12 protein-coding genes are annotated in these 19729 nt (G+C 34.1%); 11 read left to right on the top strand and 1 reads right to left on the bottom strand.

Annotation, left to right across the window (positions count from 1 at the left end; translation table 11 throughout):
• Window positions 1–168 precede the first annotated feature (168 nt).
• The 11 genes from HM981_RS01000 to HM981_RS00950 all read left to right on the top strand — a co-directional run bounded on the left by HM981_RS01000 (window position 169) and on the right by HM981_RS00950 (window position 18740).
• On the top strand, window positions 169–1419 hold the full coding sequence (locus HM981_RS01000; RefSeq protein ID WP_179336719.1) for an efflux RND transporter periplasmic adaptor subunit: 1251 nt from the start codon (window positions 169–171) through the stop codon (window positions 1417–1419).
• Window positions 1420–1505: 86 nt separating this feature from the next.
• Complete coding sequence (locus HM981_RS00995; RefSeq protein WP_179320825.1) at window positions 1506–2183, top strand: ABC transporter ATP-binding protein; 678 nt, start codon at window positions 1506–1508, stop codon at window positions 2181–2183.
• Between the two features lie 141 nt (window positions 2184–2324).
• A complete protein-coding gene (locus HM981_RS00990) occupies window positions 2325–4724 on the top strand; it encodes an ABC transporter permease (protein ID WP_179336718.1) in 2400 nt (799 codons plus the stop codon).
• A 24-nt stretch (window positions 4725–4748) separates the two neighbouring features.
• The gene (locus tag HM981_RS00985; protein ID WP_179336717.1) at window positions 4749–7166 is read left to right on the top strand and encodes an FtsX-like permease family protein; all 2418 of its coding nucleotides are present in this window, start codon (window positions 4749–4751) and stop codon (window positions 7164–7166) included.
• Between the two features lie 59 nt (window positions 7167–7225).
• Complete coding sequence (locus tag HM981_RS00980) at window positions 7226–9673, top strand: ABC transporter permease (RefSeq protein WP_179336716.1); 2448 nt, start codon at window positions 7226–7228, stop codon at window positions 9671–9673.
• 149 nt (window positions 9674–9822) lie between these two features.
• Complete coding sequence (locus HM981_RS00975) at window positions 9823–12174, top strand: ABC transporter permease (RefSeq protein ID WP_179336715.1); 2352 nt, start codon at window positions 9823–9825, stop codon at window positions 12172–12174.
• Between the two features lie 13 nt (window positions 12175–12187).
• On the top strand, window positions 12188–14572 hold the full coding sequence (locus HM981_RS00970) for an ABC transporter permease (RefSeq protein WP_179336714.1): 2385 nt from the start codon (window positions 12188–12190) through the stop codon (window positions 14570–14572).
• A 17-nt stretch (window positions 14573–14589) separates the two neighbouring features.
• On the top strand, window positions 14590–15333 hold the full coding sequence (locus HM981_RS00965; RefSeq protein ID WP_179336713.1) for a head GIN domain-containing protein: 744 nt from the start codon (window positions 14590–14592) through the stop codon (window positions 15331–15333).
• Window positions 15334–15354: 21 nt separating this feature from the next.
• Window positions 15355–16026, top strand: coding sequence for an ABC transporter ATP-binding protein (locus HM981_RS00960; protein WP_179336712.1), 672 nt, complete (start codon window positions 15355–15357; stop codon window positions 16024–16026).
• A 195-nt stretch (window positions 16027–16221) separates the two neighbouring features.
• Window positions 16222–17655, top strand: a complete 1434-nt coding sequence (locus HM981_RS00955; RefSeq protein WP_179336711.1) for a TolC family protein — start codon at window positions 16222–16224, stop codon at window positions 17653–17655.
• Window positions 17656–17756: 101 nt separating this feature from the next.
• The gene (locus HM981_RS00950; protein WP_179336710.1) at window positions 17757–18740 is read left to right on the top strand and encodes a DNA topoisomerase IB; all 984 of its coding nucleotides are present in this window, start codon (window positions 17757–17759) and stop codon (window positions 18738–18740) included.
• A gap of 31 nt (window positions 18741–18771) precedes the next feature.
• On the opposite strand, the gene HM981_RS00945 is transcribed toward HM981_RS00950, so the two are convergent.
• A complete protein-coding gene (locus HM981_RS00945) occupies window positions 18772–19728 on the bottom strand; it encodes an aldo/keto reductase (RefSeq protein ID WP_179336709.1) in 957 nt (318 codons plus the stop codon).
• Between the last annotated feature and the right edge of the window lies 1 nt (window position 19729).

The following is a 19729-nucleotide window of genomic DNA, read 5'->3' as shown; positions in this document are numbered from 1 at the left end:
TCAAAAAATAAAATTTTAGAGGTAGTTAAAAGTGTGCATTTTCGAACATAAAGTGTATCAAAATCGGACACTTTTAGTTTTGATAAAAACAATAATTAGTTGAAAATCAATATTTTGTGTTTTTGGCATCATCTTCACTATATAAAAAGTATAAATAATAGATATATAATGGACGTTCCAATTCAAAAGAAGAAATTTTCAACTCAAAAAATAGGATTAGCTATAGGGATTATTGCAATAATAGCTTTAATCATATATGTTATTTTTCAAACCTCAGGTGGTTCTAAATTGAATGTGGATAGAGAGCGAATTTCAATTAGTACAGTAAGTGAAAATGTATTTCAAGAAAATATTCCCGTTAACGGCATTGTGCTTCCAATCACTACAATTTATTTAGATGCTTTGGAAGGTGGACGTGTAGAAGAGAAGTTTGTTGAAGATGGTGCTATGCTTAAAAAAGGAGAGCCAATTTTAAGATTATCAAATACTGATTTGGAATTGAGTCTCATTAACCAGGAAACGTCGGTATATAATTTATTAACACAGATGCAAATTTCTCAAAATGCAGCGCGCCAAAATACGATTAACAGACAAAATCAATTTACCGATGTTGAAAATAATCTCATTGAAGCAGAACGTGTTTATAATTTAAACAAACGGTTATACGAAAAAGGAGCGATAGGAAGAATGGATTACGAGTCTTCTGAAAATAATTACAACTATCAGAAAGAACGTATGAAACTATCTAAGCAAGTACTATCTGAAGATACCATTTCTTCAAAATTAGAAGTGAGTCAAGCAAAAAACTCATATGCCAGAACGCAAAGTGCATTAGAGCTTATGCGAAAAAAAGTAGGCGATTTAGTGGTGAGAGCACCAATCGATGGGCAGTTAACGTCGCTAGATGCTGAAATTGGTCAGTCCATTAATAAAGGTACACGATTAGGTCAGGTTGATGTGATTACTGGTTATAAAGTAAGAGTGGATATTGATGAACATTATATTTCGAGAATCTATAATGGTCAAACTGGAACCTTCGTGCTGAATAATAAAACCTATACTTTAGAAATTAAAAAGGTATTTACACAAGTTACCAATGGTCGTTTTCAAGTGGATATGAAATTTCAGGGTGATGTGCCTGAAGGTATTAGAAGAGGTCAAAATCTTCAAATTAGAGTGGCTTTAAGTGCAGAAAAAGAAGCGTTGTTAGTTGCGAAAGGTGGATTTTTTCAAAAAACGGGAGGCAACTGGATTTTTAAAGTGAGTGAAGATGGAAATACGGCTTATAAAGTCAACATAAGATTAGGAAGCCAGAATACAGAATATTATGAGGTACTTGATGGTTTAAATCCTGGTGATAACGTAGTCACCTCGAGTTATGATTCCTTTGGAGATACTGAAGAATTGATTTTGAAATAATAAAAAAGAAGCAAGAGAACCAACAAGAAACAACCAATAACTAAGAGCTAACAGTCAAAAGCCAACAGCTAAAAAATAGAAATACAATGATACAAATTACGGACTTAGAAAAGTTTTATAAAACCGAAGAAGTACAAACCATAGCCTTAAACAAATTATCATTTAATGTTAAAGAAGGTGAGTTTGTAGCGATCATGGGACCTTCAGGATGTGGGAAATCGACCTTATTAAATATTTTGGGATTATTAGACGATCCTGATGGAGGTAGTTTTATGTTTAACGGAACAGAAGTCGCTGGTTACAATGAGCGTAAACGTTCGGAATTGCGTAAACACAATATCGGTTTTGTTTTTCAAAGCTTTAATCTTATAGATGAGCTTACCGTTTTTGAAAATGTAGAATTACCATTAATCTATACAGGTGTAAAACCAGCAGAACGGAAAATACAAGTGGAGGCGGTTTTAGAAAAAATGCAAATCATGCACCGAAGAAATCACTTTCCACAACAATTATCTGGTGGTCAGCAACAACGTGTAGCTGTGGCACGAGCAGTTGTAAACAAACCCAAACTAATTTTAGCTGATGAGCCAACAGGAAATTTAGATAGTACTAATGGAAATGAGGTTATGGATTTATTAATAGATCTTAATGAAGCCGGCACAACCATTATCATGGTAACACACAGTGAACACGATGCAAAATACAGTCACAGAATTATAAGAATGTTAGACGGACAAAAAGTAACCGAAAATATCTTGGCGTAAATCGACTTTCATAAATCAATCAATCAATCAATCAATCAATCAGGCGGAAAGCACTTTAGTAAATCATAAAACAATTCATCACATACTACTGAAGTGCCAAAGCCAAATCAATCAAAAAACGAACAGTAATTCTTAAAAACTATGTTTAAAAATTATTTTAAAATAGCGTTTAGAAACCTTATTAAAAATAAGGTGTATTCATTTATTAATATTTTTGGATTAGCGGTTGGCATGGCTGCGACGATTATGATTGGTTTATGGGTCACTGATGAATTAAATTTTAATAATCATTTTGAAAATAAGGACACCATAGCTCAAGTATTTCAAAGCCAGACGATAAATAATGATATTGGAACAGGTCCTGCAATTCCAAGACCTTTAGAGTTTGCTTTACGTGAAGATCACACTGATAATTTTAAGCATATTGTGATGTCATCTTGGGAACAACCGCGATACCTGAAATTTGGTGAAACCAATATTTACATAACAGGAAACGCGATGCAAGAAGGGGCAACAGATATGTTGGATTTGGATATTGTTTCAGGTGTAAAAGATGGACTTAAAGAGAAGAATTCAATAATGTTATCAGAATCTGCTGCAAAGTCTTTATTTGGTAATGAAACCGCTTTAGGGAAAATAGTAAAAGTGAATAATGAGGATGATTTAATTGTTACTTCGGTTTATAAGGACATTCCAACAAATAACTCATTTAGCGATATGGAATACATCATTCCATGGAAACATTATGTAACAACACAGCCTTGGTTAGAATTGTCAAAGGATGCTTGGGGAAATAATTCATTTCAGATGTTTGTGCAAATTAACGAGAATACGACTATGGATGTGGTAACCTCTAAAATTAGTGATGTAAAGAAAAATGCCTCATCTGAAACAGCTCAATTTAATCCCCAACTATTTTTATTACCAATGAAAGATTGGTATTTACGAAGTGAGTTTGAAAATGGGGTGCAATCCGGTGGACGTATTGAAAACGTTTGGTTGTTTGGTGTTATTGGTTTATTTATTCTGTTATTAGCGTGTATCAATTTTGTGAATTTAAGTACCGCACGTTCAGAAAAACGAGCAACCGAAGTTGGTATTAGAAAATCGATAGGTTCACAGCGTAGTCAGCTTATTTTTCAATTTTTAAGTGAATCGTTTTTAATTGTTTTCCTGTCGTTTATTGTTGCACTTGGATTAGTGTTGTTATTCTTAAACGGATTTAATAATTTGGCTAGTAAAGCCATCGTTTTTCCGTGGGTAAATCTTCAGTTTTGGTTAATTTCAATGGCTTTTGTAATTATTACGGCATTTTTAGCGGGAAGTTATCCTGCCATTTATTTATCATCTTTTAATCCTGTTGCGGTATTAAAAGGCACCTTCAAATCTGGTCGTTATTCATCTTTGCCTCGAAAAATTTTAGTAGTCGCACAGTTTACCGTTTCTGTAGCCTTAATTATAGGAACATTGGTGGTGATGAATCAAATTCAGTTTTCTAAAGATCGACCTGTTGGGTATGATAAAGAAGGGTTGATTCAAATTCCTGTTATGAGTAATGAGTTCATTGGAAAAAAAGAAGTGATGCGCAATCAGTTTATCGCTTCTGGTGGAGCTCTAGAGATGGCAGGAACAAGTGCGCCTATGACTAATGTGTGGTCTAATAGATCTGGTTATACTTGGGATGGTAAGCCTGCTGATTTTCAAGAAGATTTAGCATATACATCAGTCTCATATGAATTTGTGGAAACTTTAGGCTTAAAAGTTACTGCTGGTCGTGGGTTTTCTCGGGAATTCGCTTCAGATTCAAATGCTGTATTACTTAATGAAACGGCTGTGAAATACATCGGACTTATAGATCCAATTGGTAAATTTATTAGAGATTCTGATACTGAAGATCCAAGTCCAGCTTTAAAAATTGTAGGAGTTGTTGAAGATATGATTATTCAATCGCCATACAGTCCTGTAAAACAAGCGATGTATGTTTTTGATAGCGATGATAATACCGCGTTTTATAACGTAAGACTTAATCCTGAAAAAAGCACTAGTGAAAATTTAGCGCTTATTGAAGGTGTCTTTAAAAAGAACTTCCCAAACACTCCTTTCGATTATCAGTTTGTAGATGAAGAATATGGAGCAAAGTTTGAATCAGAAGAACGCGTTGCCAGTTTAGCCAGAGTATTTACAGTGTTAGCGATTTTTATTAGTTGTTTAGGTTTATTTGGATTAGCATCTTTTGTGGCTGAACAACGTACTAAAGAAATTGGTGTTCGTAAAGTCTTAGGAGCATCCATCAGTCAGTTATGGTTATTGCTTTCAAAAGATTTCATCACGCTGGTATTCATCGCATTGTTAATTGCATCTCCGTTGGCCTATTATATTATGGGACAATGGTTACAAAAATTTAGCTATCGTACCACAGTCAGTTGGGATGTCTTTGCTATTGCTTGTTTTGGAGCGTTAATCATTACACTAATCACTGTAAGTTTCCAAGCCATTAAAGCAGCAACGTCTAATCCAGTAAAGTCATTGCGTACCGAATAATAATCAATCAAAAAACGAACAATCATGTTTAAAAATTATATAAAAATAGCAATCAGAAACCTCTGGAAAAACAGAACATTCACGGCACTCAATGTCGTAGGTCTTACAGTGGCATTCGGAGTAGCACTATTATTAGGCATGTATGCCGTTTTTCAATTGTCTTTTGATCGCTTTCATGAGCATGGAAATGAAATCTATCAAGTGTATACAGAGGATAGTGGGTTAAATGGCATTGAAGCTAACATCTCAAAATCCGAACCTTTTGCGGCAGCACTTCGTGAAGAGGTTACAGGAGTAGAGAAAATTACACGTTATAATGGTTCTGGAGTCTTATTAACTTATCAGGATAAGCAACTCGGTATGGGCACTGCGTATGTAGATCCCGATTTTTTCGACATGTTTAGCTTTCCAATTATAAAGGGTGATAAGACAAATCCAATAACGTCAGAGTCTTCAGTTGCAATGACAGAGCAGGCTGCAAAACGTATATTTGGTGATGAGAATCCTATAGGGCAAACCGTTACGATTTTAAGAGATGAAGTAGAAGTGCCTTTTAATGTCACCGCGATTATTGAAGATTTTCCCAATACAAGTTCTATAGGTTTTGATATCGTACTCAATTTTAAAAGTCAAAATGAGCATGCTTATGCCAGAACTGTAGGACGTTGGGACATGGAGAATCATGAGGTGTATATGCAACTTGCAGGAAGTGTACAACCTGAGCAATTTGAGAAAAGCACAGCAGATTTTACCCAATTACATTATAAAAATGAGATTGATAATGCCAAGCGTGATGGCCTTCAACCTAATGCAGATGGCCTTTACAGACAAATAAAAGTATTGCCGTTGGCAGATGTTCGATTTGCTAATTTTAATCAAGGACCAGTAACAGTAAGTCGTACAATGCCATATTTAGTTTTGGGTATTGCAATTTTAATTCTGTTTATCGCTTGTGTTAATTTTATAAATATGAGCATTGCTAAAAGTACACAGAGATTGCGTGAGATAGGAATGCGAAAAACACTTGGAGCAAACAAAAGGCAGTTGTTTTTTCAGTTTTGGGGAGAGAGTGTTTTGGTGTTTTTGATTTCCATCGGACTAGGAGTTTTATTAGCCGTGGTTTTACTACCATACTTTCAAACCTTATTTAAAACCCAAGCGTCATTGGCAACCTTACTCAACCCATCATTGTTATTGGTGCTTATTTTAAGTGTTTTGCTGATCACATTAATTGCAGGAGGTTATCCTGCGTTATTAATGAGTCGTCTTGGAACCTTACAAAGCTTAAAAGGGAAGCTCGATGTCAATGGTAAAAACCATTTGCGAAATAGTTTAATGGTCTTACAATTTGGGATTGCTATTTTACTGATTAGTGGTACGCTTGTACTTTGGGATCAGGTGGAATTTATGAGGACTAAAGACTTAGGTTTCAATAAAGATCAAGTGATTGCTTTTCCACTGAATGGTCAACTTAACGATCAACAAGCAATAGAATTACTTCGAAATAAACTTCAAGATAAACCTAATATTGTAAGTGTTACAGCATCTAATAATATTTTAGGTTTAGGAAAAGATGGCTCGCGTTCGACTAGTATTTTAGGTTTTGAACACAAAGGTAGAGGCGTGGATACGCATATGTTAGTTGTTGATGCAGATTACGTTGAAACTTTAGATTTGAATATTATTGAAGGTCGTTCATTTCGAAAAAACTTAGCGAGTGATAGTCTTTCAGTTATTATCAATGAAGCTATGGCAAAGCAACTCAATGAAGATGATATTTTAGCCTCACAGATAGATTTAGATGATGCAGTATATTCTGTTGTAGGTGTTATTAAAGATTTCAATTTTCAAGAACTCGACCAGACGATTGCACCAATGACTTTATTTGCGCTTCCTAACTGGAATTTACGCAACGTATACGTTAAGGTGTCATCACAAAATTTAGAACAAGCCTACACCGATGTAAAAGCAGCTTGGCATACTATTGAGCCCAATGCCGAATTTCAAGGGTCTTTTTTAAATGAAAATATTGATAGAACCTTACGAAATGAGCGTACTATGATTACCATGATTGGTAGTGGTTCAATTTTAGCTATTGTGTTAAGTTGTATTGGTTTGTTTGCTATGTCATTACTCATTGTAGCACAGCGTAAAAAGGAAATAGGAGTTCGTAAAATAGTCGGTGCGAGTGTCTCGGCCATTACAATATTACTGACTAAAGACTTTTTAAAATTAGTAGTTATCGCTTTTTTAATCGCGTCGCCAATAGCATGGTGGGCAATGCATAATTGGTTACAGAATTATGCGTATCATATAGATCTTAATATTTGGATGTTTTTATTGGCAGGCGGAATAGCAGTAGTAATAGCCATGCTTACCATAGCCGTAAAAACGATTAAAGCAGCAACCTCTAATCCTGTAGAATCTTTAAGAACGGAATAATCATCATCAACCTGCAAGGTTTTTGAAACCTTGGAGGTTTTGCGATAAAACAATACATCATGATTAAAAATTATTTCAAAATAGCATGGAGGAACCTCATGAAGCATAAGGTGTTTTCTCTAATTAATATTATTGGTCTTACCATTGGATTAAGTGCGTCGTTTGTAATTGGTTTAATGATTTATTACGATGCTACCTTTGATGCATTCCATAAAGATGAGGATCGTATTTATAGAGTCGTTACAGATTTAATTAGTCCTGAGGCTACTTTTTCTATTCCTGGAGTCACTTTAGCATTGGAGGATGCCATTACCGAGAATTCAAATTTTGAAACCGTTAGTGGGTTTTATATAGAACGGCCTTCAAAAGTTGAAAATAGAGTATTAAATTCCGAATTTAAATGGCCCAACTTCGTCATTTTTGCAGATGCTAATTATTTTAAGATTTTTGACTATAAATTTTTAGCTGGTAATACATCTGAAATTTTAACAAGTCCAAATAATGTTATTCTTACCGAAAATCGAGCAGCTGATTATTTTCCAAATACGAAACCGTCAGATATTATTGGAAAAACCTTAATTTACAATGATTCACTTCATATAACAGTTACAGGAATTGTTGAGAATTTTAGAGAACGAACAGATTTTGTGTTTGAAGAATTTATCTCGCATTCAACAATTTTGCAAACACGATTGCGAGACGATTTCCTCAATAAAAATTGGAACAACACCAACGATGCGTCTCAGCTATTTGTAAAGGTGACGCCAAATGCCGACTTATCAGCGCTACAAAATCGTTTGGATAATTTAGCAAAGGAGCACCAAGATGAGGAATCTAAAAAATATGGTGATGAACAACAATTTACACTACAACCATTAGGAGATATTCACTTCAACGAAAAGTATGGTATTTACGATTGGTCTAAAGGCCAGGCTAGTAAATCGCTGCTTACAAATCTCGCTTTGGTGGCTATATTTCTATTGGTGTTAGGTTGTATCAACTTTATAAATCTTAATACAGCGCAAGCTTCTCAGCGTGCTAAAGAAATTGGCATTCGTAAAACTCTTGGAAGCTCTAGAAAACAGCTGATAGGTCAATTTATGGGTGAAACATTTTTATTGGTTTTGGTGTCTGCAGTATTATCGCTATTACTTTCTAGATGGTTGATTAATGTGTTTTCAGATTTTGTGCCAGAAGGTTTAAGTTATGAACTGATGAAATCACCTTTAATCATTCTTGGTATTGCTATTCTATTACTATTAGTGACATTTTTATCGGGCTTTTATCCCGCATTAGTACTTTCAAAGTTCAATACAGTTTCAGTTTTAAAAAATCATTTAGCTGTCGGAAATAAAAAAGTGAAGCTCAGAAAATTCTTAACGGTTTTTCAGTTTTCCATTGCTCAAGTATTTGTAATTGCTACGTTGTTGGTTGGTCAACAAATTAATTTTCTTTTAGAGACAGATATGGGTTTTAAAACGGATGCTATTGTGTCTGTTTATAGCCCAAGAGCAGAACGCGAAATTTCTAAAAAAGAGCTTTATGCCGAAAAATTAAGAGCTATTCCGGAAATTAAGTCGATTAGTATTGGAGGCAATGCACCTGCATCTATTTCTACGAATAGTTCTTCAGTCACTTATAATAATGGTGACAATGAGGTTAATTTAGACTTACAATTTATTTTTGGCGACGTCAATTACGCGAAGGTATTTGAGTTAGATCTTATAGCAGGACGAACCATCCGAAATGATACCGTTAAAGAGTTGGTGATTAATGAGACGTGTAGAAAAAGACTTGGTTTTAAAAGTCCCGACGAAGCAATTGTGAAAACGGTTTTATTAGGTGATCAAAGTGTGCCTATAGTCGGAGTTATGGCAGATTTTTTCCAACGTTCCTTGCGAAGCGATATTAAACCCATGGCATATAGAGGAGATTGGTATCAACCAGAATGGAGTCAATTTCAAGCCGTTCATATCGCATTTCAAAATGAATCATCAGCAGATTTTAAAGGAACACTTTCAAAAATTGAAAATGCTTATAAAACAGTCTATACTGAGACCGATGATTATCGCGTAGAGTTTTTAGATGAAACCATCCAGAAGTTTTATAATCGGGAGCAAAAGATGTCCAAACTTTTAAATTGGGCTACAGGTTTATCAATATTAATTAGTTGTTTAGGATTGCTCGGACTTGTGATTTATACCACCAACCGACGTGTAAAAGAAATTGGAGTGCGTAAGGTTCTAGGAGCTTCATTACTTCAAATTAACGCGCTCTTATGCAAAGAGTTTTTAATCTTGGTAGCGATTGCTTTTGTCATTGCGGCACCAATTGCGTATTACGGCATTAATAATTGGTTGCAAGATTTTGCATACAAAACAAGTATTAGTTTTTTGGTGTTTTTAGTGAGTGGTTTAGCGATGATTGTCTTTGCCTTATTAGTCATTAGTATAAAGACGCTTCAGGCGGCAAATGCCAATCCTGTGGATTCATTACGCTCAGAATAAACTGTTCATTTGCGAACAAGAAGTGTATCAAATTCGAACAGTTTTAAATTCTTAATTAAATATAAAATACTGACATATAGCTGTTTGTGGTTTTGGCATCATCTTCACTATATAATGAGTAGAAGTAATCAATTAAGTTAAAAAATAGTATGATTTTAAATTATATAAAAATAGCCTTCCGGACTTTACGTAAAAATAAAGGGTATAGCTTTCTAAACATTTTCGGATTAGCCATAGGAATTACGTGTGCTAGTTTAATTTTTCTTTGGGTTGAGGATGAGGTAAGTTTTGATTCTGATTTTTCAAAACAAGATCAAGTTTACTATGTACCAACACATCAAGAATATGATGGTGAATGGAGAACGTTTAATTCTACTCCAGGACCATTTGCTGAAGCTATGAAAGCGGAAATTCCAGGAATAGTAAAAGCATCACGAACAAAGCATCGAGATTTTTTATTTGCTGTAAATGATAATGCCATCAATAGCGGTGGACGTTTTGTAGATGAAGATTTTATAACAATATTCAGTTTAAAATTTGTTGAAGGTAATGCAAAAGAGGCTTTCAATAATCCTGAAGCCATAGTTATTACGCAAGAAACGGCAGAGCAGCTTTATGGTAAAAACACAAAAGTATTAGGCAAAGTACTTAAAGTAGACAATACAGATAATTACCTGATTACAGGAGTTATTGAGAATTTACCAAAGAACGTGACGTTTCCTATAAATTGGATTGCGCCATTTGAGCGTTGGAGTGCAGATAAAGAATGGACCAATGGTTATGGTAGTTTCTTCGCAGATACCTTTGTTGAGTTGTCACCAGAAGCTGATTTTAATGCTGTAAATGATCAAGTCCTTGGATTGCTTGAGAAAAAAACAGGAGACAGTGATTCAAAAGCATTTTTACATTCTATAAAAGATTGGCATTTAAGAGGTAATTTTGAAAATGGAAAGCAAGTTGGAGGACGCATAGATTCGGTTAGATTATTTACAATTATTGCTTTAATTATTTTGCTTATAGCTTGTATTAACTTCATGAATTTATCTACTGCACGAAGTGAGAAACGTGCGAATGAAGTTGGAGTAAGAAAAGCCATGGGTTCTGGTCGTTCACGATTAATTTTTCAATTTATATCGGAAGCTTTAATCCTTTCTTTTATCGCGACTTTGGTTAGTGTATTATTGCTCTTTATTTTATTACCGCAATTTAACTTACTTATTGAGAGGAATTTAGTTTTAGGATTAGCGCAACCACTACATATTATCTTTTTATTAGGAATTACGCTTGTTTGCGGAATCTTCGCTGGCCTTTATCCAGCATTCTACTTGTCTTCGTTTAATCCTGTTGAGGTTTTAAAAGGTTTAAAAGTCACTCAAGGATCTGCAACATTTATTAGAAAAGGATTAGTTGTTGGTCAGTTTACAATTTCAATTGTTTTTATTATTTGTACCATTTTGGTTTATCAACAAATTCAACATGTAAAAAACAGAGATTTAGGTTTTGATAAAGACCAATTGATTTCATTGAATGTCAATGGTACTATGATTGAAAAATTTGATATCATCAAACAAGATTTAATACATACAGGAGCGGTTTCAAGCGTAGGTTTAAATAATTCAGGTATTTTAAATGGAGGCAACAATGGTTCTAACTTAACATGGACGGGCGGAACAGATACAGAAGACGTATTGATTTTCTTTAGATATATCAGTTCAGATTTTTTAGAAACAGCAGGTATGAAACTTGCCGAAGGTCGCGGTTTTAGCGAAAATGTAGCAAAAGATAGTACGAGTGTTTTAATTACAGAATCGTTTGCTAAGCTTATGGGAACTGGCAGTGCTATTGGTAAAAAAGTAATACGAGACGACACTTACACAGTAATAGGTGTTGTAAAAGATTATCTGTTCGAAGATATGTATGGACAAAGTGATCCTGTGTTATTTTTTAATTATCTGGGTGAATCTAGTTACATGTATCTAAAAACGAATCCTAATATTGAACCAAATGAGATGCTGTCTAAAGTTGAAGCGGTTATGAAAAAACATAATCCTGCCTTTCCTTTTGAGTACAGCTTTGTAGATGATGCTTTTAATGCCAAATTTAGAAGTGAACAACTCATAGGAAAACTCTCTCAACTATTTGCCTTACTAGCAATTCTTATTTCTTGCCTTGGGCTTTTTGGATTGGCCGCTTATACTGCAGAACAACGTAGTAAAGAAATTGGAGTAAGAAAAGTATTAGGTGCTAGTGTTGCAGGTATTGTGAAATTATTATCTAAAGACTTTTTGAAGTTGGTTGGTCTTTCCATTGTTATCGCAATTCCTATGGCTTGGTATGTTATGGATAATTGGCTTCAGAATTATGCGTATCGCATAGAAATTAATTGGTGGATTTTTGTCACAGCAGGAGTTGTTGCTATTGTAATTGCGATGATTACGGTAAGTTTTCAGGCTGTAAAAGCAGCATTGGCAAATCCTGTAGATAGTTTAAAAACCGAATAAAAAAACAAGTATTATGATACGTAGTTATATAAAAATTGCTTGGAGAAGTTTAAAGACGAATCGTTTATTTTCAATTGTAAATATTTTAGGGCTATCCATTGGTTTAGCCACAACATTGGTTCTGTTTTTATTTATTTTACACGAACGTAGTTTTGATTCCATGTACGCCAACAAGGATAAAATCTACCGTGTGCTTCTTAATACAACAGAAGATGATCTTGAAACTTGGACTGGTTCTCCTTCTGCAGTCGCACTAGAGTTGGAAGCAAATATTCCTGATATTGCAGAAGCAGGACGATTACTCAAACACGATTTTGGAGGGACTGCTTTTATTAAAGCGGGTAACGAGGTGTTTACTGAGAAAAAACTATTCTGGTCTGATGCTGCGATATTAGATATGTTTGATGTTGAAATTGTTAAAGGAGAAGGTTCAGAAGTTCTCAATACTCCAAATACGGTTTTACTTTCAGAAAGCGCTGCAAAACGGTATTTTGGAAATGAAAATCCAATAGGAAAGACCTTAACCATAGATGATGTGGATGTTGTTGAGGTGAAAGGTGTTTTTAAGGATTTTCCTGAAAATAGTTCGTTAGACTTCAATGTGGTTGCTCCGTTTTTAATGCAAAATGCAGCAAAAAATCCTACATGGGATAATGCGAGTTTTGAAACCTTTTTGCTCTTTAATACGGCGTCACCTAATGTCGCAAATGTTGAAGCTAAGATTCAAGATATTCTAGATAAAAATGTTAAGAAAGATGAGCAATGGTATAACTTCTCGCTTCAACCTTTAGAACAAATCCATTTATATTCTTCGACTTATAAGGATAGTTACATTGAGCGAAATGGTGATATCAATCAAATTAGAAATTTAACGGCTTTAGCGATTTTAATTTTAGTAATTGCTTGTATTAATTATATGAATTTAATTACAGCACGATCTCAAAAACGCGCCACAGATGTAGGTATTAATAAAACGCTTGGAGCATCTGTTAGAGATATCGTTGTTAGATTCTATATTGAAACAGGTTTAATTACTGCAATTGCTATGGTTTTAGGAGGTGTGCTTGCTGTTGTAGCATTGCCGATGTTTAATGATATTGCAGGAAAAGAACTCGATATTTCGTCACTTTTTTCTATTGAAATCATCGTTTTCTTAGTCTTAATTTGGTTCGTAACAAGTCTTATTTCAGGATCCTATCCTGCATTGTATTTATCACGATTTTCGCCTAAAGAAGCCCTCAAGCCTTCTGCTAATAAAGGAGGTATCGCAAGTGTTATAAGAAAGGGGTTGGTTGTGGTTCAGTTTTCAGCATCCGTTGTTCTGATTATTGGAGTCATTGTAATTCATCAGCAACTAGAGTATATTCAGAATAAAAGTTTAGGCTATAATCCCGAAAATGTAATGGCAATATCAACATCTGCAATTCGCGGTGGACAGGCTAATCAGGCTTTAATAAATGCTTTTAAAAAATTACCAAATGTCTCAGTTGTAGGACGATCTCAAGGTTATCCTGGTATGGGAGTTAGTGGAAGAAGTATTAATAAACCAAATACAGACGAAACCATGGGGATTTCAACAAATAATTCAGAGCGCGAAGTGGCTGATGTATTACAACTTAAGCTCTTGGCAGGTCAGTTGCTACCTAAAAACAAACAAGCAGGTGATACCTTGGTTGAGGTTGTGGTGAACAAAACTACTGTGGACTTTTTAGGCTTATCTCCAGAGGAAGCTATTGGAAAAAAAGTAGCGATGCAATTAGGTAATAATGCTTATATACATGGTGTTGTAGAGGATTTTAATTTTGCTTCGTTGCATAATCCAATTGGTGCTTATGCGTTTCATAACTCAAGCAGAGAACCAAAATCGTACTTGTTAATTCGATTTACAAATGAAGTCTTATCTGAAACGATTTCAAATTTTGAAAACACATTTAAAAACATAGCACCAAACTCTGCCTTTGAGTATACCTTTTTAGATAAGAATCTAGAATTGCTATATGAGAAAGAACAACGCACAGCAAATGTTGGATTGTTGTTTTCAATTTTGGCAGTAATTGTAGCTTGTATGGGTTTATTTGGCTTAGCAGCTTTTATGGCAGAACAACGTCATAAAGAAATTGGAATACGGAAAGTTTTTGGAGCAAGCGTCCCAAGAATCGTACAGTTACTCTCTATCGATTTTATGAGATTGGTATTAATTTCTTTAGCGATTAGTTTCCCGTTAGCATTCTATGTTATGAATCAATGGTTACAAGATTTTGCTTATCGTATTACTATTAGCTGGACCGTTTTTGCGATTGCTGGTGCATTAGCGTTGGTGATCACATTTGTTACGGTCGGCTACCAAGCGGTTAGAGCTGCAGTAGCAAATCCTATAAAAAGTTTAAGAACAGAATAAATTTATAAAAATAATTTATGAGAAATTTAAAATATAGCTTAGTCATACTATTGGTTTGTATGAGCCAAATTGCATTAGCTCAAACAAAGAAGCCTGTTGAAGCTTTTGATAAGGTTATTATAAGTCCACATATAGAAACCACATTTGTTCAAGGAGATGAAGAATCTGTAACCATAATAGAGAGCACAGAACCAGAAGACAAAATAAATATTGAAGTCAAAGGGGGAACACTTCGTGTGTATTTAGATGACGCTAAAGAAACCACTAAGCATGAAAGTATTACTAAAGATGGTATGAAAATGAAAGTGCCAATTTATAAGGGAAAAGTGCTAACTATAATCGTTACGTATAAAAATATAGACGAATTATCTTTAAGAGGAGAACAACGAACGCTTTGTAAAGATTTAATTGACGTTAAAAAGTTTACGCTTAATATTTATGGTGAATCTCAAGTAACTTTTAATCATGTTAATTTCGACACATTTAACGTGGATATTTACGGTGAAAGTGAATTGATAATTAAAAAAGGAACTACAGTTAAGCAGAATATTACAGCGTATGGAGCAGGAATCATCAACCTTGTAGATATGGATAATAAATCGTCTAAACTTAAAGCTTATGGAGAAGCCGTGTTTAAAATTCAAGCTTCAAAAAGTATCAAATTTACGGCTTATGGTGAAGCCACATTACGCTATAAAGGAAAGGCTGAGGTCAATAAAGGACTGAGTTTTGGAGACTATGAAATTAAACGAATAGACTAAATTATATAAAAGACAAATAAAATGAAAAACACACTATTAAGTCTAAACGAAGCCACTAGAACTGTAAACTCAGGAAGCAATAAAGTTACGCTACTAGATAATATTAATTTAAATGTTGAAGAGGGAGAATTCATCTCACTAATGGGACCTTCTGGTTCTGGGAAATCTACTTTGTTGAATTGTATTGGCATGTTAGATAATTTTACAGATGGAGGCTATACCTTTCTAGGAGAACCTGTGCATAGCATGAAGGAAAAAAACAGATCCAAATTGTATAAAGAATATATCGGATTTGTGTTTCAGGCGTATCATCTTATTGATGAACTCACCGTTTATGAAAATATTGAAACCCCGTTGCTCTATAAAAATGTAAAATCTTCTGAGCGCAAAGCGATGGTGGCCGATATGCTAGACCGTTTTAATATTGTTGGGAAGAAAGATTTATTCCCAGTTCAATTAAGTGGAGGACAACAACAACTCGTTGGGATTGCGAGAGCTCTAATCGGTCAGCCAAAGTTAATTTTAGCAGATGAGCCAACAGGGAATTTAAACTCGAAACAAAGTGAGGAAATTATGGAACTCTTTGCGCAGTTAAATAAAGAAGGAGTGACCATAATTCAAGCCACACATTCTGAAAGTAATGCCGCATATGGCTCTCGAATTATCAATCTGCTAGACGGAAAAATAGTCTAATCATCATAAACAAAAAGGTGTTTCGATAACGTTGCGTCACTTCGAGTGGAATTTTTGTTTTTCAAAAAATTTTGTATCGAGAAGTAATAGATGAACATAAGATTCTCGATACATTTCTCGCTCACTCGAAATACTCGAATTGACCATACTGTAGGATTAGTCTTTCGATACCTAAATAATTTAAAGAAACAAATCATGACACATAAACTTGTAATATTAATCCTCATTTTAGTGATGAGCTGGTCTGGTGTTGCTCAAAATGACACTGAGAAAAGTTATTCTTTAGACGAATGCATTGCCATCGCTATAGAGCATAATCTCGATTTGAAATCCACCAATTTACAAGCCAATTCTGCGAAAGTAAATTATCAGCAATCCAAAGCGAATATATTACCTAGCATTAACGGAGATTTTAGTTTAGGTGTTAATGATGGTAGAAGTATCAATCCTTTTACCAACGCTTATATTAATCAGGAATTGACATTTTCAAACTTAGGATTAAGCTTGGATATGACGATCTTTAATGGCTTTAGATTATTAAATTCAGCCAAGCAAAGCCGACTCAATAAAAAAGCTTCAGATCTAGAAATTGATGCAGCAAAGCAAGATTTAATTTTGAATGTTACGTTGGCTTATCTTCAAGTTTTAAATGCGAGAGATGTTTTAGAATTAACTAAAGCACGATTAGAAACAACGAAACAACAACTTGAAATTCAGAAAAGGTTTTATGAAAATGAATCTGGGAATCCAGCGGATTATGCAGATATTTTAGGACAAGTAGCGAGTGATGAAACCAGTGTTTTAATGTCTGAAAGTAGTTTGAATAATGCAAAATTAAGCTTAATGCGATTGATGAATTTACATGATAACATCTATGTAGTGACCGATGGATTAATCTTAGATTTTGAAAACTACAATTTGTCGGCTGACGCTGTTTTTAAAGAAGCCTTACAAAACTTAGCGACGTTTAAAGCTAAAGAATTACGTGTTGAAGCTGCAAAAAAAGGTGTGAGTGTCGCTAAGTCTCAGTTTACACCAGAAATATCGCTTTTTGGAGGTGTAAATACAAACTACTCTAGTGCAGCAGAACTGTTTACTTCATCAGGAGCAAGCATTGTTGAAACTGGAGATTTTGTAACGGTCGATGGTCTAGATTTACCAATTATGACAGAGCAGACCAATTTTGATTCAAAAGGTATTGATTACAAAGACCAATTAGATAATAATTTAAATACGGTTGTTGGTGTTCAAGTTTTTGTTCCATTATTTAATGGTTTTAGAGCCAAAAATAATGTGGCTTTAGAAAAAATTAAAGTAGAGGAGTCTATCCTAGAATTAGAGCGTACACATGTAGATATTAAAAATGCCATTGCTCAAGTTCATTTTGATATGGAAGCAGTTTATAATCGTCATTTAAGTTTAGTAAAACAAGTGGAAGCCTACGAAGAGTCTTATCGCATTAATGATATACGTTTTAAAAATGGTGTGTCTAATTTCTTAAACTATATTACCAGTAAAAATAATTTAGATAATGCAAAAGTAAATTTAGCCAATGCCAAATACGAATACTTATTACGTGTAAAAGTTTTAGATTATTACAGAGGAGTAGACGTGTCTATTATTGAATAGAATTATTTTTTAAACTCATTTGAGTACATATAATTGCTTTTGGGTTAATCCTTTTAATATTAAAGAATTTACTTTATACTCTATTAACTGGAATCAAATTCATGTACTACAGAAAAAAACATGGTAGAGGCTTTCGTTATGTCGATAGCGCTAATAATACTATAAAAGATAAAGCTTTAAAAGACTGGTTTAAATCTCTGGTTATTCCGCCAGCTTGGACAGATGTGGAAATTGATTCCAAAAAGTCAGCTAAAATTTTGGCTACTGGTCGTGACGATAAAAACAGAAAACAATACATCTACAACCCAAAATATAGAGAAAAACAAGATCAAGAAAAATTTGATCGTATTCTAAAATTCGCAGACAATTTAGAACGTATGCGACGCGTTACAGGTCAGCACCTACGTAAACGAAAATTAGCTAAAGAAAAAGTGCTTGCCTGTATGGTCCGACTTTTGGAAGCGGCTTATTTTCGTCCAGGAAGCGATCATTATTCCAAAGAAAATAACACTTATGGTTTAACTACGATGCGAAGTAAGCACTTGCAGATTGAAGGAGATGAGTTAATTTTTCATTACATAGGAAAGTCAGGTAAAGATCAAGAACGGCATATTGTAGATGAAAAGTTAGCTAAAATAGTTCAAGAAATAGACGATTTACCTGGTTATGAAATTTTCAAATTCATAGACGAAGATGGTTCTAAACAAGATGTAAAGAGCGATCATCTTAATAACTATATAAGAGAAATTATGGGTGAAGAATTTTCGGCTAAGGATTTTAGAACTTGGGCAGGCACTGTAATTGCTGCTATGGCATTGGATGAAATAGGATTTTCTAAAAAGCAAGATCAAAAAGAACTTGATAGTAATATTCGTGATGCTGTTATTAAGGTTAGTGAAAGGTTAGGAAATACACCATCAGTGGCGCGTAGTTCTTATATTGATCCTCGTGTGATCGATAAATACATTGACGGGAAAACTATTAATCATTTTCAAAAGGAAATTTCACGACTTTTAAAAGTAAATGAAAATTTATCACGAGAAGAAATCGGAGTTTTATGTATGTTGAAAAAGAAATTGAATTAGTATGAGATAATGTATGTGCACTTACCTTCAGTTAATTCCACTCTAAATCACTACGTTCTTGCCAATAATGCTGAGGTGAAACTGCAAATGATTTTAATTTTGAGATTTCCTTTTTGTTCAATTTAAAATTTAGCGCTTTCAAATTTTCTTTAAGCTGATTTGTATTTGAAGCACCACTTAAAATAATACTTGGCTCTAAGCTATCTATTATAAACCGAATAGCGATAGCATCTACTCCTACATTGTATTTGTTAGAAAGATCTTCTAAATAATTATACGCAGATTTATAGGCTGTAAACGTATCGTTTTTAAAAACTCGGCCGTTAGCTAAAGCTTCTTTGATAATTATAGTTTTTCCTTTTGCTAATAATTGTTTTAAAATTTCAAAAGTAGATTGTTCAAAAATATTGAAGGTTACTTGGTAGCTGTCAAATAAATCTTCACCATTAAAACTAACGTTTTCTGCTTCTTCAATAATTTTTATTTGCTCTGTTCCGCTAGATGAAATTCCAATCTTTAAATGATGTGCTTGTTTTATTTCATGTAATTTAGAGAGTACAGCATTATTTGTTAAAACACCGCTATCTAGTGTTGCAGAATGAATTTGATAAATCTTTAAATTAGGTAGAAGGGCTTTTGAGATTTCCCATTGCTCATTCAATTTTTCAATAGAATGCTCTTTAATTTCATGTTTTCCTGTAAACCCAATTTCCCAATTAGCTACATATGTGTAACCAAATTTTGTAGAGAGGTTAACATTTTTATGATTTCTAGAATCATTCCAATCTTGTAAAAACTGTTCTCCTAAACCATAAGATGGAGCCACATCAAAATCACGAATGCCAAGTGCGTAGCTTTCATCTAAAACTTTTAAAGCATTTGTTTTAAAGGCTTCAACAGATTTATTTAGTTCGGCTTCTGGTCTAATATTTATATAATCAGGTCTGCCTAAGGCGGCTAGGCCTAATCCAATTTTTGTACTGCTCATC

It is taken from the genome of Winogradskyella ludwigii (assembly GCF_013403985.1).
Classification (GTDB): Bacteria; Bacteroidota; Bacteroidia; order Flavobacteriales; family Flavobacteriaceae; genus Winogradskyella; species Winogradskyella ludwigii.
The sequence above is the reverse complement of the archived record's forward strand: the minus strand, read 5'-3'. Positions and strand labels throughout refer to the sequence as shown.